Source organism: Modestobacter versicolor, from assembly GCF_041028285.1.
GTDB lineage: Bacteria > Actinomycetota > Actinomycetes > Mycobacteriales > Geodermatophilaceae > Modestobacter > Modestobacter versicolor_A.
The window spans coordinates 225,230-237,697 of sequence record NZ_JABGDB010000001.1 but is presented as its reverse complement, the minus strand read 5'-3'; the positions used below and the strand labels follow the sequence as shown (position 1 = coordinate 237,697).

Genomic DNA, 12,468 nt, shown 5'->3' with positions numbered 1-12,468 from the left:
CGCGTGACCAGCCGACCCCTCGACGAGCAGCGGCTGCGCGACCTCGCGCGGCTGCGCCGGGTCCGCGACCGGATCGACCGCGAGCACGCCCAGCCGCTGGACGTCGAGGCGCTGGCCCGCGGGGCGCACATGTCCTCGGGGCACCTCAGCCGCGCGTTCCGGGCGGCCTACGGCGAGTCGCCGTACTCCTACCTGATGACCCGGCGGATCGAGCGGGCGATGGCGCTGCTGCGGCGGGGCGACCTGAGCGTCACCGAGGTCTGCTTCGCGGTCGGCTGCTCGTCGCTGGGCACGTTCAGCACCCGGTTCACCGAGCTGGTCGGGATGCCGCCGAGCGTGTACCGCCGCGAGCAGGCCCGGGCGACGGTGGGGATGCCCTCGTGCGTGGCCAAGCAGGTGACCCGACCGGTCAGGAATCGAGAAGCGTCGGCCCCGGCGCCGTCCCTAGCGTGATCGCCATGACCACCGACCAGCTGGACGTCTCCATCCACTCGAGCTTCCTGCCGCACACCGACCCGGAGGCCTCGCTGGCCTTCTACCGGGACGTGCTCGGCTTCGAGGTCCGCCTCGACGTCGGGTACGACGGCATGCGGTGGATCACCGTCGGCCCGCCCGGACAGCCGGACACCGCCATCGTGCTGCACCCGCCGACGGCCAGCCCCGGCCTCACCGACGACGAGCAGCGCACCATCCTGGAGCTGATCGCCAAGGGCAGCTTCTTCGGCGTCAACCTGGCCAGCAAGGACCTCGACGGGGTGTTCGCCGCGCTCGAGCGCAGCGGCGCCGAGGTCGTCCAGGAGCCGACCGAGCAGCCCTACGGCGTCCGGGACTGCGCCTTCCGCGACCCGGCGGGCAACATGCTCCGGATCCAGGAACTGCGCTGACCCGTCCGGCCGCGACGCACCACCGACCGAGGGAGACCAGATGAGCACGGAGACCCCGTCGCCCCAGCGGCACGGCGCCGACAGCCACGACCTGATCCGGGTGCTCGGCGCACGGGTGAACAACCTCAAGGACGTCAGCGTCGAGATCCCGAAGCGGCGGCTGACGGTGTTCACCGGGGTCTCCGGCTCGGGCAAGAGCTCGCTGGTGTTCGACACGATCGCCGCGGAGTCCCAGCGGCTGATCAACGAGACCTACAGCGCGTTCGTGCAGGGCTTCATGCCCACGCTGGCCCGGCCCGAGGTCGACCTGCTCGAGGGGCTGACGACGGCGATCATCGTCGACCAGGAGCGGATGGGCGCCAACCCCCGCTCCACCGTCGGCACCGCGACCGACGCCAACGCGATGCTGCGGATCCTCTTCAGCCGGCTGGGCCGCCCGCACATCGGCCCGCCCACGGCGTTCTCCTTCAACGTGCCGACCCGCAGGGCCAGCGGGGTGATGAGCACGGAGAAGTCCGGCGGCCGGGTCGAGAAGGCCGTGGTGAAGGACGTCGTCTACCTCGGCGGCATGTGCCCGCGCTGCGAGGGCATGGGCTCGGTCTCCGACTTCGACCTGACGGCGCTGTACGACGAGTCGAAGTCCCTGGCCGAGGGCGCGCTGACCGTGCCCGGCTACAGCATGGACGGCTGGTACGGCCGGATCTTCAGCGGCGCGGGCTTCGACATGGACAAGCCGATCGGCCGGTACACGAAGAAGGAGCTGCACGACCTGCTCTACAAGGAGCCGACGAAGATCAAGGTCGAGGGCATCAACCTCACCTACGAGGGCGTGATCCCGAAGATCCAGAAGTCGATGCTCTCCAAGGACGTCGACGCCATGCAGCCGCACATCCGCGCGTTCGTCGAGCGCGCCATCACCTTCCAGACCTGCCCGGAGTGCGACGGGACCCGGCTCACCCCGGAGGCCCGGTCGTCGGAGATCGGCGGGAAGAACATCGCCGACCTCTGCGCGATGCAGATCAGCGACCTCGCCGGGTGGGTCCGCGAGCTCCACGAGCCGTCGGTGGCCCCGCTGCTCACCGGCCTGCAGCACCTCCTCGACTCGTTCACCGGGATCGGGCTGGGCTACCTCTCCCTCGACCGGCCGGCCGGCACGCTGTCCGGCGGCGAGGCGCAGCGCACCAAGATGATCCGCCACCTGGGGTCCTCGCTCACCGACGTCACGTACGTCTTCGACGAGCCCACCATCGGCCTGCACCCGCACGACATCGAGCGGATGAACGACCTGCTGCTGCAGCTGCGCGACAAGGGCAACACCGTGCTCGTCGTCGAGCACAAGCCCGAGACGATCGCCATCGCCGACCACGTCGTCGACCTCGGTCCGGGCGCGGGCACCGGCGGTGGCGAGGTGGTGTTCGAGGGCACCGTCGACGGGCTGCGCGGCAGCAGCACGCTGACCGGGCGGCACCTCGACCACCGGGTGGCGCTCAAGCCCGCGGTGCGCACGCCCACCGGCGTCCTCGAGGTCCGCGGGGCGAACACCCACAACCTCAGGGACGTCGACGTCGACGTCCCGCTCGGCGTGCTGGTGGTGCTCACCGGCGTGGCCGGGTCGGGGAAGAGCTCGCTGGTGCACGGCTCGGTCGCGGCCCGCGAGGGCGTGGTCACGGTCGACCAGGGGGCGATCCGCGGCTCGCGGCGGAGCAACCCGGCCACCTACACCGGGCTGCTGGACCCGATCCGCAAGGCGTTCGCGAAGGCCAACGGCGTGAAGCCGTCGCTGTTCAGCTCGAACTCCGAGGGCGCCTGCCCCAGTTGCAACGGCGCCGGGGTCATCTACACCGAGCTCGGCGTGATGGCCACGGTGGAGTCGCCCTGCGAGGAGTGCGAGGGGCGGCGGTTCCAGGCCTCGGTGCTGGAGTACACCCTGGGCGGCCGCAACATCGCCGAGGTGCTGGCGATGCCGGTGACCGAGGCGGAGGAGTTCTTCGGCGCCGGGGAGGCCCGCACGCCGGCCGCGCACACGGTGCTGGACCGGCTGGCCGACGTCGGGCTCGGCTACCTGACCCTCGGCCAGCCGCTGACCACCCTCTCCGGCGGCGAGCGGCAGCGGCTCAAGCTGGCGACCCAGATGGCGGAGAAGGGCACCGTCTACGTGCTCGACGAGCCGACCACCGGCCTGCACCTCGCCGACGTCGAGAACCTGCTCGGCCTGCTCGACCGGCTCGTCGACTCCGGCAAGTCGGTGCTCGTCATCGAGCACCACCAGGCGGTGATGGCGCACGCCGACTGGATCGTCGACCTGGGGCCGGGCGCCGGGCACGACGGCGGCCGGGTGGTCTTCGAGGGCACCCCGGCCGACCTGGTCGCCGACCGGTCGACGCTGACCGGCCGGCACCTCGCGGCCTACGTCGGCGCCTGAAGCCCGACTCCTCAGCCGCGCGGCTGGCCAGCCGGTCAGCCGCGCGCGGCGCCCAGCCCGAGGACGGCGGCGAGGCCCAGCGCGCTGCGGGGTGCGTACGGCGAGCGCCACAGCCCGCCGTGCGCCGCCGCGTACGCCTCGTCCTGCCACGGGTGCGGGTGCGCCGGGCCGCCGCCGGTGTTCAGGTCGTGCACCAGCAGGGCGGCCATCAGCACGTTGGACGTCGCCGGCTCGAACACCTCGACCCCGAACCGGTGCGCGCCGGCGTAGGCAGCGGCCAGCGCACGGTTCTTCACCACCGAGCGGGTGCGGGTGGGCGGTGCGACGTTCATCGACACCGTGGCGCCGGCGTCCCGGGCGACCGTGGCCCGCCAGCGCTGCAGCCGCTTGGCCAGCGCGTAGTTCGGGCCCTGCTGCGGCACCAGGCTGTCGTTGACGCCCGGGTCGGAGCCGGGCAGGTAGTTGCGGCGCAGCAGCCCCCCGCCGGAGACCGTACGCAGCGGCCGGCCGAGCAGCTTGCCGGCCGCGGACCGGTGGGCGTAGGCGGCCACCGAGGCGTCCACGGCCTCCCGGGGCACGACGAACACGTCGGTCGGGGTGGCCAGGAAGGCCAGCGCCAGCTCCGGGCGGGCCGCGGCCAGCCGCAGGGTGAGCGCGTCGACGGCGACCGAGACCCGCACGTTGGTCGCACCGTCGGCGTAGACGTAGTTGCCGAGCACCGGGGCGCCCGGCAGCCCGGTCAGCCAGTCGGCGACCTCGGGCACCTCGGCGATCAGGTCGGCACCGGCGGCCTCGTCGGCACCCACCGGCAGCAGCAGCGTGCCCGCGCCGCGCCGGGCGGTGTCCCGGACCCGCTGCCAGAGCGGCGGCCGGGGCAGGTCGACGGCCGCGACCCGGGCGCCCCAGCGGAGCAGCGCGGTCAGCGGTCCCATCTCCGCGCCGGCTCCGAGCACGGCGACCGTGCGGTCCGGGAGCGCCAGCCACTCGGGGTGGTCGGCGACGGTGCGCACCGCCTCGGCGCAGCTGTGCTCGACCACCCCGGCGTCGACCCAGGCGACCAGCCGGCGGTGCAGGTCGTCGCCGCGCAGCCGCTGGCCGCGGTAGGGCACCGACAGCTCGCGCTCGGGCTCGGCGTCCCCGGTCAGCTCGACGGTGCGCAGCGGGCGGGCCGGCGGCCGGGCCTGCAGCGTGCTGAGGTCGGCGTCGCCGTCCGGTCCGGCGAGCCGCATGCGCGCGTGCACCGCGTCCAGGCCGGCGGCGGCGATCTGCAGCGCGGCGGCGCGGGAGGCCAGCCCGGCCTCGACCGTGCGCCGGACGTGGGCCAGGTAACCGGTGCGCCAGTTGGTCTCCTGCTCGGCGGCCAGGGCACCGGGCCGGTCGACCGGCCGCAGCGCGTCGGCCACCACCGCCCGGCCCACGGCCGCGGTGCTGCGCCGGCCGTCGGGCCCCACCGGGAAGACGACGCCGCGCTGCTCGTCCACGTCCTGGTCGCTCACCCGGTCGATCCTGCCCGACCGGGCCGACGCCGGCGGCCGAGGTCCCCCCGGACCCTCAGCCGCCACGGGGTCGGTTACTCGTTGCCGAGCTTGCCGTCGGCGAGGTCGCGGCCCTTGTCGATCTGCGCGTCGTGGTTCCCACCGGTCTTCTGGTCGGCCACCTGGCCGGCCTTGTCCAGGCCCTTGTCGCTGGCCTGCTCGCCCTTGTCGCTGTTCAGGAACTCGCCGGCCTTGTCGCCCAGTCCAGCCATGTCGTCCACCCTCCGTGCGGTCGCGTCCGGTGACGCGGCTCCCCGGGGGACGTGCCCGCGACACGCCGTGCCCAACCGGCCGGCCGCTGCCCGCGTCCGCCCGCCGTCCCGCCGCGCCGCCGTCCCGCCGCGCCGCCGTCCCGCCGCGCCGCCGTCGCCCCGCACCGGACGCCGTCCCCCTGCACCGGACGCCGTCCCCCTGCACCAAAGGCCGTCCTCCCGCAGCAGCATTGGTGCGGGAGGACGGCCTGTGATCAGGTCACCTGATCGAAGCCCGGCCCACCCGCCGGGGCGCCGGCCTCGAGCCAGCGCAGCAGGGTGCGGGCGGCGAAGCCGGTGCCGCCCTTGACCAGCTCGGCGTCGTCGCTGCCGGCCCGGGCCGGGCCCGCGATGTCCAGGTGCGCCCAGGGCAGGTCGCCGGCGAAGGGCTGCAGGAACAGCGCCGCGGTGGTCGCGCCCGGGTTGCCCGGGGCGTTGTGCGCGTCGGCGACCGGGGAGTCGAGCAGCGCGCGCAGGTGCCCGACGTGCTCCTCGGCCAGCGGCATCCGCCAGAACGGCTCGCCGGCGTGGCCCGCAGCGGTGAGCAGCGCGTCGGCCAGCCCGTCGGTGGTGGCGTAGAGGCCGGCCGTCCGCGCCCCGAGGGAGGTCCGCACGGCCCCGGTCAGCGTGGCGACGTCGACCAGCACGGTCGCCCCGAGCTCGCGGCGGGCGTGGGCCAGGCCGTCGGCCAGCACCATCCGGCCCTCGGCGTCGGTGTTGCGCACCTCGGTGGTGCGGCCGCCGACGTGCCGGACGACGTCCCCGGGCCGGTAGCCGGCGCCGGAGACGGCGTTCTCCGCGGCCGCCACCAGCGCGGTCACCGCGACCGGCAGCTGCAGCCGCGCAGCGGCGTCGACGGCGGCCAGCACCGCCGCACCGCCGGCCATGTCGGTCTTCATGTCCCGCATCCCGGCGTTGGTCTTGATCGACAGGCCGCCGGTGTCGAAGGTGATGCCCTTGCCGACCAGCACCGGGTGCGCCGGCCCGGCACCCGGCGGCCGGTAGGCCACCAGCACCACGCAGGGCGCCGACGCCGACCCACCACCGACGGCGAGCACCCCGCCGAAGCCGCCGGCCGCGAGCTCCGCGGGGCCGAGCACGGTGACCGTCACACCCGCCGACCCCCGGAAGCGCTCGACGACCTGGCCGGCCAGCCAACCCGGGTCACCCGTGCTCCCGGGGGTGTTGACCAGGTCGCGGGCCCAGGCCACCGACTCCGCGGTCACCCGGCCGGCGCGGGCCGCGGCGACCACCGCGGGGTCGGCGGCGTCGGCGGCCACCACGGTGACCTCGGCCAGCCGCGTCGGGTGCGGGGTGGACGTCGTCCGGAAGCGGTAGCCGGCCAGCAGCACGGTCTCCACCGCGGCGCGGACCTCGTCGGCACCGGCCGGGGCGACGGTGGTGTCCAGCGGCAGCACCAGCCGGCGGGCCCCGTGCTCGGCGAGGGTCTGGCTGCGGCGGACCGCGACCGAGACGTAGGAGCGCAGGTGCGGCAGCGTCGCGTCGCCCACCCCGACAGCGACGGCGCTGCGCGGCCGGCGGCCGGGCACCGGCACGTTGGTGATCCCGCCGGGCCGGCCGCCGTTGCCGGTGTCGGCCAGCGCCCCGGCCAGGAAGTCCGGGTCGACCGGCGGCCGGGCGGCCGCGGTCAGCCATCCGGGCAGCGAGCCCTGGGCACCGACCGGCACGGCCAGGACGTCGTCCTCGCCGAGCACCGGCAGCGCGGCGACCACCTCGACCCGCGGGAACGGCGCGGCCCCGGTCGCCGGTGTGCTGCCGGCGGCCGGGGCCGAGTCGTCGAGCGCGGGGCTGCCGGGGGGCAGGCTCGCGGCGGGGGTCAGCTGGTCGCGCCCTTCAGGGCCTCGGAGAGGGCGGTCGCCTCGTCGGGGGACAGCTCGACGACCAGCCGGCCGCCACCCTCCAGCGGGACGCGCATGACCAGGCCGCGGCCCTCCTTGGTGACCTCGAGGGGACCTTCACCCGTGCGCGGCTTCATGGCCGCCATGCGTGCCTCCTTCACCGGCCACCCACGCACCTGCTGGCCGTGGTGTGGCGACTGTTGCTGCGTCAGCTCTGCACCCATGATCCCGTATCAACGGCGATCGACCAACCGGGACCCCTCAGTTCCGGTCCCGGGCCACCCGATCGGGCTCCGCACCCGCGGCACGGAAGCACGTCGCCACGTGGTCGTCGACCATCCCGGTGGCCTGCATCAGGGCGTACGCGGTGGTCGGGCCGACGAAGCCGAACCCCCGCCGCTTCAGCTCCTTCGCCATCGCCACCGACTCCGGGCTGGTCGCCGGGACGTCGGCGAGCGTCTTCGGCCGGGTGCGCGGACCGGTCGGCGCGAAGGACCACAGCAGGGCCGACAGGCCGCCCTCGACCTGCTGCGCGACCCGGGCGTTGCGGAGGACGGCGGTGACCTTCGCGCCGTTGCGGACGATCCCCGCATCGCCCATCAGCCGCTCGACGTCGGCGTCGGTGAACGCGGCGACCGCGTCGATCCGGAAGCCGGCGAACGCCGCCCGGAACGCCGGCCGCTTGCGCAGCACGGTGATCCAGGACAGCCCGGACTGGAACGCCTCCAGGCTCATCCGCTCGAACAGCGCGTCGTCGCCGGTGAGCACCCGGCCCCACTCCTGGTCGTGGTACTCCGTGTACATCTCCCGGTAGGCCTCCGGCGCACTCGTCGCCCATCCACAGCGCTCCACGGGTGCCGAAGCTAGCGTCTGCGGTCGTGCGCATCCTGATCACCGGAGGGGCGGGCTTCATCGGCTCGCACGTCGTCGCCGCCTGTCTCGGGGCCGGTCACGAGGTGCGGGTGCTCGACGCCCTGCTCCCCGCGGTCCACCCGGCCTACCCCGACGGCGTGCCCGGGCTCGACGGGGTCGACCTCGTCGTCGGCGACGTCCGGGACGCCGGCACCGTCGACGGGGCGCTCGACGGGGTGGACGCCGTCTGCCACCAGGCGGCGATGGTCGGCCTGGGCATCGACGTCCAGGACATGCCCGCCTACGCCGGCATCAACGACCTCGGGACGGCGGTGCTGCTGGCCGCCATGGCCCGGGCGGACGTCGGCCGGCTGGTGCTGGCCAGCTCGATGGTGGTCTACGGCGAGGGGCGCTACGAGTGCCCCGAGCACGGCGTCGTCCCGGCGGCCCCGCGCCGGCGGGCCGACCTGGACGCCGGCCGGTTCGAGCCGCCGTGCCCGGTGTGCGGGCGGCAGCTGACCTGGGGCGAGGTCGGCGAGGACACCCCGGCCGACCCGCGCAACACCTACGCCGCGACCAAGCTCGCCCAGGAGCACCTGGCGGCGGCCTGGGCGCGGTCGACCGGCGGCGGCGCCATCGCGCTGAGGTACCACAACGTCTACGGCCCGCACATGCCGCGCGACACCCCGTACGCCGGGGTCGCCTCGATCTTCCGCAGCTCCCTGGAGTCCGGCCGGGCGCCCCGGGTGTTCGAGGACGGCGGGCAGCAGCGCGACTTCGTGCACGTCACCGACGTCGCGCAGGCCAACCTGGCGTCGCTGCTGGCGGAGCCGCCGGACTCGGCGCTGCGGGCCTACAACGTGGCCTCCGGTGTGCCGCACACCGTCGGCGACATGGCCGGCGCGCTGGCCGAGGCCTTCGGCGGGCCTGCGCCCGAGGTCACCGGCGACTACCGGATCGGCGACGTCCGGCACGTGGTGGCCTCCCCGCTCCGGGCCGGGGCCGAGCTGGGCTTCCGCGCCCGGGTGACGTTCGCCGACGGCATGCGCGAGTTCGCCACCGCCCCCCTGCGCCCCGCCCCCTGACCCCGCCGGAGGGCGAAGACGGCCATCTTCGCCCTGTCCCCGAGGGGCGAACATGGCCATGTTCGCGAGAGTGGGCCGGTCAGGGGACGGCGGAGTCGACGTCGGCGAGCTCGGAGCGCGCGGTGCCGGCGGGGCTGCGCCGGGTGGCGAGCACGCAGCCGGCGAGCACCAGCGGCAGCCCGATCGCCAGCCCGAGGGTGAACGGCTCGTCCAGCAGCAGGACACCGAGCAGGACGGCGACCGCCGGGTTGACGAAGGTGATCACCAGCGCCCGCTGCGGGCCGGCCTCACGGATGAGCGCGAAGAACAGCGCCATCGCCAGGGCAGTGCAGACCGTGCCGAGCGCCAGCACCGCCAGCCAGGCGTCGGCGGGTGCGTCCGCCGCCTCGCCCAGCTGCGGCACGGCGAACGGCGCGTAGACGACCGCCGTCACCACCAGCGCGACGGCGCTCGCGGTCACCCCGGGGACGTCGGGCAGCTTGCGGCTGATCACCATCGGCGCGGTGGCGTAGCCGACGACCACCAGGGCGACCGCGCCGATCGCCGTCCACTGCCCGCCGCCGATGTCCAGGCCGAGCAGCACGGCGATGCCGACGACGCCGACGAGCATGCCGGCGACCCGCACCCGGGACAGCCGGTCGTCCTCGCCGGCCAGCCGCGCGGTCAGCGCGGCGACGAACGGCACCCCGGCCACCAGCAGGCCGGTCAGCGAGGAGGAGAGGTCCTGCTCGGCCCAGGACAGCAGCAGCCACGGGCCGGTCATCTCCAGCACGGTGAACACCAGCAGCGCCCGCCAGTGCCGGCGCAGCGCGGGGCCGAGCCGGCCGCGGGTCAGCGTCCAGGGCAGCAGCAGGGCCGCCCCGACGGCGCACCGCAGGAAGACCACGACCACCGGCGGGAAGTCCGCCACGGCGACCTTGATCAGCAGGTAGGGCACGCCCCAGATGACCGACATCGCCACGAACAGCGCCCAGCCGCGCCGGCTCACCGGAGCCCTCCCTGCGTCGTCACCGGCACATCATGGCCGCCCGGTACGACGGCCCGGCGGCTCTCACCACTCGGTGCGGACGACGACCTCGATGCCGATCGTCAGCACCACCGACAGCAGCAGCCAGAGGTGCCGCTGCCGGCGGGGCAGGAACGCGGTGGCCACCAGCACCCAGACGTAGAACGGCACCCAGATCCGCTCGGTCTCGCCCCGCACCAGCCCGGACAGGTCGCTCACCAGGACCCCGGCCAGCGCGGCGAGTGGCAGCAGCGCCAGCCGGGTGCGGCGCAGGCACGCGAGCCCCGCGACGGCGGCCGGCCCGACCGCGAGGGCGGCGGCGGCGAGGTTGGCGAAGACGAAGAAGCCGAACGGTCGGTCCGCGTAGGAAGGGCCGGACCGCACCCGGGCCCCGGCGGCGGTGAACCCCTCCACCCACCAGTAGCCACCGACCGCGAAGGCCACGAACACCACGAGCACCCCCGCCGCGGCGACCCCGAGCACCCGGGCGACCCCGGCCCAGCCCAGCCGGCCGCGGTGCACCAGCACGACCGCGAGCGCCACCAGCCCGAGCACGGCCAGCCCGAAGGACAGGAACAGCGTCAGCCCGAGCACCAGCCCACCCGCGGCGGCCCGGACGTCGGCGCCCCGGCCCGGCGCCCGGGCGGCGGCCGTCGCCAGCAGCGCCACCCCGACCGCGGCCACCCCGGCGAACAGCGCGTCGGCGCTGGTCGCCACCCACAGCGCCACCGGGGCCAGCACCAGGAAGGGCGCGGCCAGCCGGGCCGGCTCCTCCCCCGCCACCGCCCGCACGGTCACCAGCACGGCCGGCACCGCCAGCGCTCCGCCGGCGATGCACAGCGCCGCGGCCCAGCCCAGCCCGGGGAGGCCGACCCGGTCGAGCAGCACGAACGCCAGCAGGGCGCCCGGCGGGTGCCCGGAGACGTGCGTCGTCCACGGGTCGGCGGAGTCGGCCGGCACCGAGTCGACGAAGCCGGACAGGAAGGAGCCGATCGAGCCCACCCGCGGCACGTCGTGCGGGTACTCGTAGACCGAGTCCAGCGGCTCGCGCAGCCGGTCCTCCCCCGACGTCCGGGCCAGCACCACGGCCCAGCCGGCCGCGGCCAGCGCCGACAGGGGCAGCAGCGCCCGCCAGGGCAGCCGGGCGGCCAGCGTCGGGCCGAGCAGCACACCGGCCAGGCCGACGACGACCGGCAGCCACACCCGCGGGGTCCAGACGACGTCGAACTGGCCGCGCAGCACCCACCCGCCCTGCAGGTGCAGGACCACGCCGTCCAGCGTCAGGTGCCGGCCGATCCGCCCCATGACCAACACGAACCCGACGGCCAGGAGCACCGCGAGGAACGGCGCCCACCACCGCGTGCGCCGCCGCGGGGACACCTGCCCGAGCGGGTCGGACACGGCGGTGCTCACGGGAGGCGAGCGTAGTGACGCCCCGGTGGGCGGCCATCGAGGGCAGCGGCGGGCACCCGTCCCGGCACGCCCCCCGCGCACGCGGCAGCCCGATGACCGATCATCTCTGCAGGAACCGTCGTCGACCGAACGGAAGGACGTCCCGTGGCTGGTGGACTCGTGGCGCTGCTGGACGACGTGGCGGTGCTCGCTCGCGCGGCAGCCGCCTCGATCGACGACATCGGGGCGGCGGCCGGGCGCGCCAGCGTCAAGGCCGCCGGGGTGGTCGTCGACGACACCGCGGTCACGCCGCAGTACGTGCACGGGCTGAACGCCGACCGGGAGCTGCCGATCATCCGGCGGATCGCGCTGGGCTCGCTGCGCAACAAGCTGCTGATCATCCTGCCGGCGATCCTGCTGCTCAGCGAGTTCGTGCCGTGGCTGCTGACCCCGATCCTCATGCTCGGCGGCACGTACCTCTGCTACGAGGGCGCGGAGAAGATCTGGCACCGGGTGAAGCACGACGAGCGCACCCACGACGCGGTCGAGGACGCGCTGCCCGACGAGAAGACCATCGTCACCGGGGCCGTGCGCACCGACTTCATCCTGTCCGCCGAGATCATGGTCATCTCGCTGAACGAGGTGGTCGACCAGGGCTTCTGGTCGCGGGCGATCATCCTGGCCGTCGTCGCGGTGGGCATCACCGTGCTCGTCTACGGCGTCGTCGGCGTCATCGTGAAGATGGACGACGTCGGCCTGCACCTGGCCCAGAAGGACGGCAAGGGCACCGCCCGGTTCGGCCGCGCGCTGGTCAAGGGCATGCCCAAGCTGCTCAGCGTGCTCACCGTGGTCGGCACCGCCGCGATGCTCTGGGTCGGCGGGCACATCCTCCTGGTGGGCACCGACGACCTGGGCTGGCACGGGCTCTACGACGTCGTGCACCACCTCGAGGAGGGCGCGCACGACGCCACCGGCGCCGTCGGCGGGGTGGTCGGCTGGCTGGTGAACACCTTCGCCAGCGCGCTCATCGGCCTCGTCGTCGGTGCGCTGGTCGTGCTGGTCGTCACCCTCACCGTGCACCGCCGCAAGGGCGCGGGCGCGAAGGCCGCGCACTAGCCCAGCCCATCCGGATCCGCCCGGGGGACGAACACCGGGCGATGAACCCCGACCGCAGCTACCGTC

General features: G+C 75.0%; 12 protein-coding genes. 5 read left to right on the top strand and 7 right to left on the bottom strand.

Annotation, left to right across the window (positions count from 1 at the left end; translation table 11 throughout):
- Positions 1–3: 3 nt before the first annotated feature.
- The 3 genes from HL054_RS01250 to HL054_RS01240 are packed head-to-tail and all read left to right on the top strand — an operon-like array spanning position 4 to position 3,306.
- Positions 4–453, top strand: a complete 450-nt coding sequence (locus HL054_RS01250) for a helix-turn-helix transcriptional regulator (RefSeq protein WP_369136868.1) — start codon at positions 4–6, stop codon at positions 451–453.
- A gap of 5 nt (positions 454–458) precedes the next feature.
- Positions 459–884 (top strand): VOC family protein, encoded by a 426-nt coding sequence (locus HL054_RS01245; protein ID WP_369136867.1) that lies wholly within the window; start codon positions 459–461, stop codon positions 882–884.
- A gap of 40 nt (positions 885–924) precedes the next feature.
- Complete coding sequence (locus HL054_RS01240; RefSeq protein WP_369136866.1) at positions 925–3,306, top strand: ATP-binding cassette domain-containing protein; 2,382 nt, start codon at positions 925–927, stop codon at positions 3,304–3,306.
- Positions 3,307–3,341: 35 nt separating this feature from the next.
- Here the strand turns inward: HL054_RS01240 and HL054_RS01235 are convergent, their stop codons facing one another.
- The 5 genes from HL054_RS01235 to HL054_RS01215 all read right to left on the bottom strand — a co-directional run bounded on the left by HL054_RS01235 (position 3,342) and on the right by HL054_RS01215 (position 7,803).
- Entirely contained in the window at positions 3,342–4,802 is a 1,461-nt protein-coding gene (locus HL054_RS01235; protein ID WP_369136865.1) for a hypothetical protein, read from the bottom strand.
- 74 nt (positions 4,803–4,876) lie between these two features.
- Entirely contained in the window at positions 4,877–5,053 is a 177-nt protein-coding gene (locus HL054_RS01230; protein WP_369136864.1) for an antitoxin, read from the bottom strand.
- Between the two features lie 254 nt (positions 5,054–5,307).
- Positions 5,308–6,825 carry a leucyl aminopeptidase family protein gene (locus HL054_RS01225; protein ID WP_369136863.1) on the bottom strand — a complete coding sequence of 506 codons (1,518 nt, stop codon included), beginning with the start codon at positions 6,823–6,825 and terminating at the stop codon, positions 5,308–5,310.
- A 104-nt stretch (positions 6,826–6,929) separates the two neighbouring features.
- Positions 6,930–7,097, bottom strand: coding sequence for a DUF3117 domain-containing protein (locus HL054_RS01220; protein ID WP_081807929.1), 168 nt, complete (start codon positions 7,095–7,097; stop codon positions 6,930–6,932).
- Positions 7,098–7,212: 115 nt separating this feature from the next.
- Positions 7,213–7,803: a DNA-3-methyladenine glycosylase I gene (locus tag HL054_RS01215; RefSeq protein ID WP_369136862.1), complete on the bottom strand. Its 591-nt coding sequence runs from the start codon at positions 7,801–7,803 to the stop codon at positions 7,213–7,215.
- A 26-nt stretch (positions 7,804–7,829) separates the two neighbouring features.
- Here HL054_RS01215 and HL054_RS01210 point away from each other — a divergent pair, with 26 nt between their 5' ends.
- On the top strand, positions 7,830–8,888 hold the full coding sequence (locus tag HL054_RS01210; protein ID WP_369136861.1) for an NAD-dependent epimerase/dehydratase family protein: 1,059 nt from the start codon (positions 7,830–7,832) through the stop codon (positions 8,886–8,888).
- A gap of 79 nt (positions 8,889–8,967) precedes the next feature.
- Here HL054_RS01210 and HL054_RS01205 read toward each other — a convergent pair whose 3' ends face one another.
- Positions 8,968–9,876: a DMT family transporter gene (locus HL054_RS01205; RefSeq protein WP_369136860.1), complete on the bottom strand. Its 909-nt coding sequence runs from the start codon at positions 9,874–9,876 to the stop codon at positions 8,968–8,970.
- 63 nt (positions 9,877–9,939) lie between these two features.
- A complete protein-coding gene (locus HL054_RS01200; protein WP_369136859.1) occupies positions 9,940–11,307 on the bottom strand; it encodes a hypothetical protein in 1,368 nt (455 codons plus the stop codon).
- A 144-nt stretch (positions 11,308–11,451) separates the two neighbouring features.
- Here HL054_RS01200 and HL054_RS01195 point away from each other — a divergent pair, with 144 nt between their 5' ends.
- Positions 11,452–12,402, top strand: coding sequence for a DUF808 domain-containing protein (locus tag HL054_RS01195; RefSeq protein WP_369136858.1), 951 nt, complete (start codon positions 11,452–11,454; stop codon positions 12,400–12,402).
- Positions 12,403–12,468: the final 66 nt, after the last annotated feature.

Bases quoted from the DNA above. Each gene is read 5' to 3' on its own strand.
- HL054_RS01245 (WP_369136867.1), top strand. From the start codon at position 459: ATGACCACCGACCAGCTGGACGTCTCCATCCACTCGAGCTTCCTGCCG.
- HL054_RS01240 (WP_369136866.1), top strand. From the start codon at position 925: ATGAGCACGGAGACCCCGTCGCCCCAGCGGCACGGCGCCGACAGCCAC.
- HL054_RS01230 (WP_369136864.1), bottom strand. From the start codon at position 5,053: ATGGCTGGACTGGGCGACAAGGCCGGCGAGTTCCTGAACAGCGACAAG.
- HL054_RS01220 (WP_081807929.1), bottom strand. From the start codon at position 7,097: ATGGCGGCCATGAAGCCGCGCACGGGTGAAGGTCCCCTCGAGGTCACC.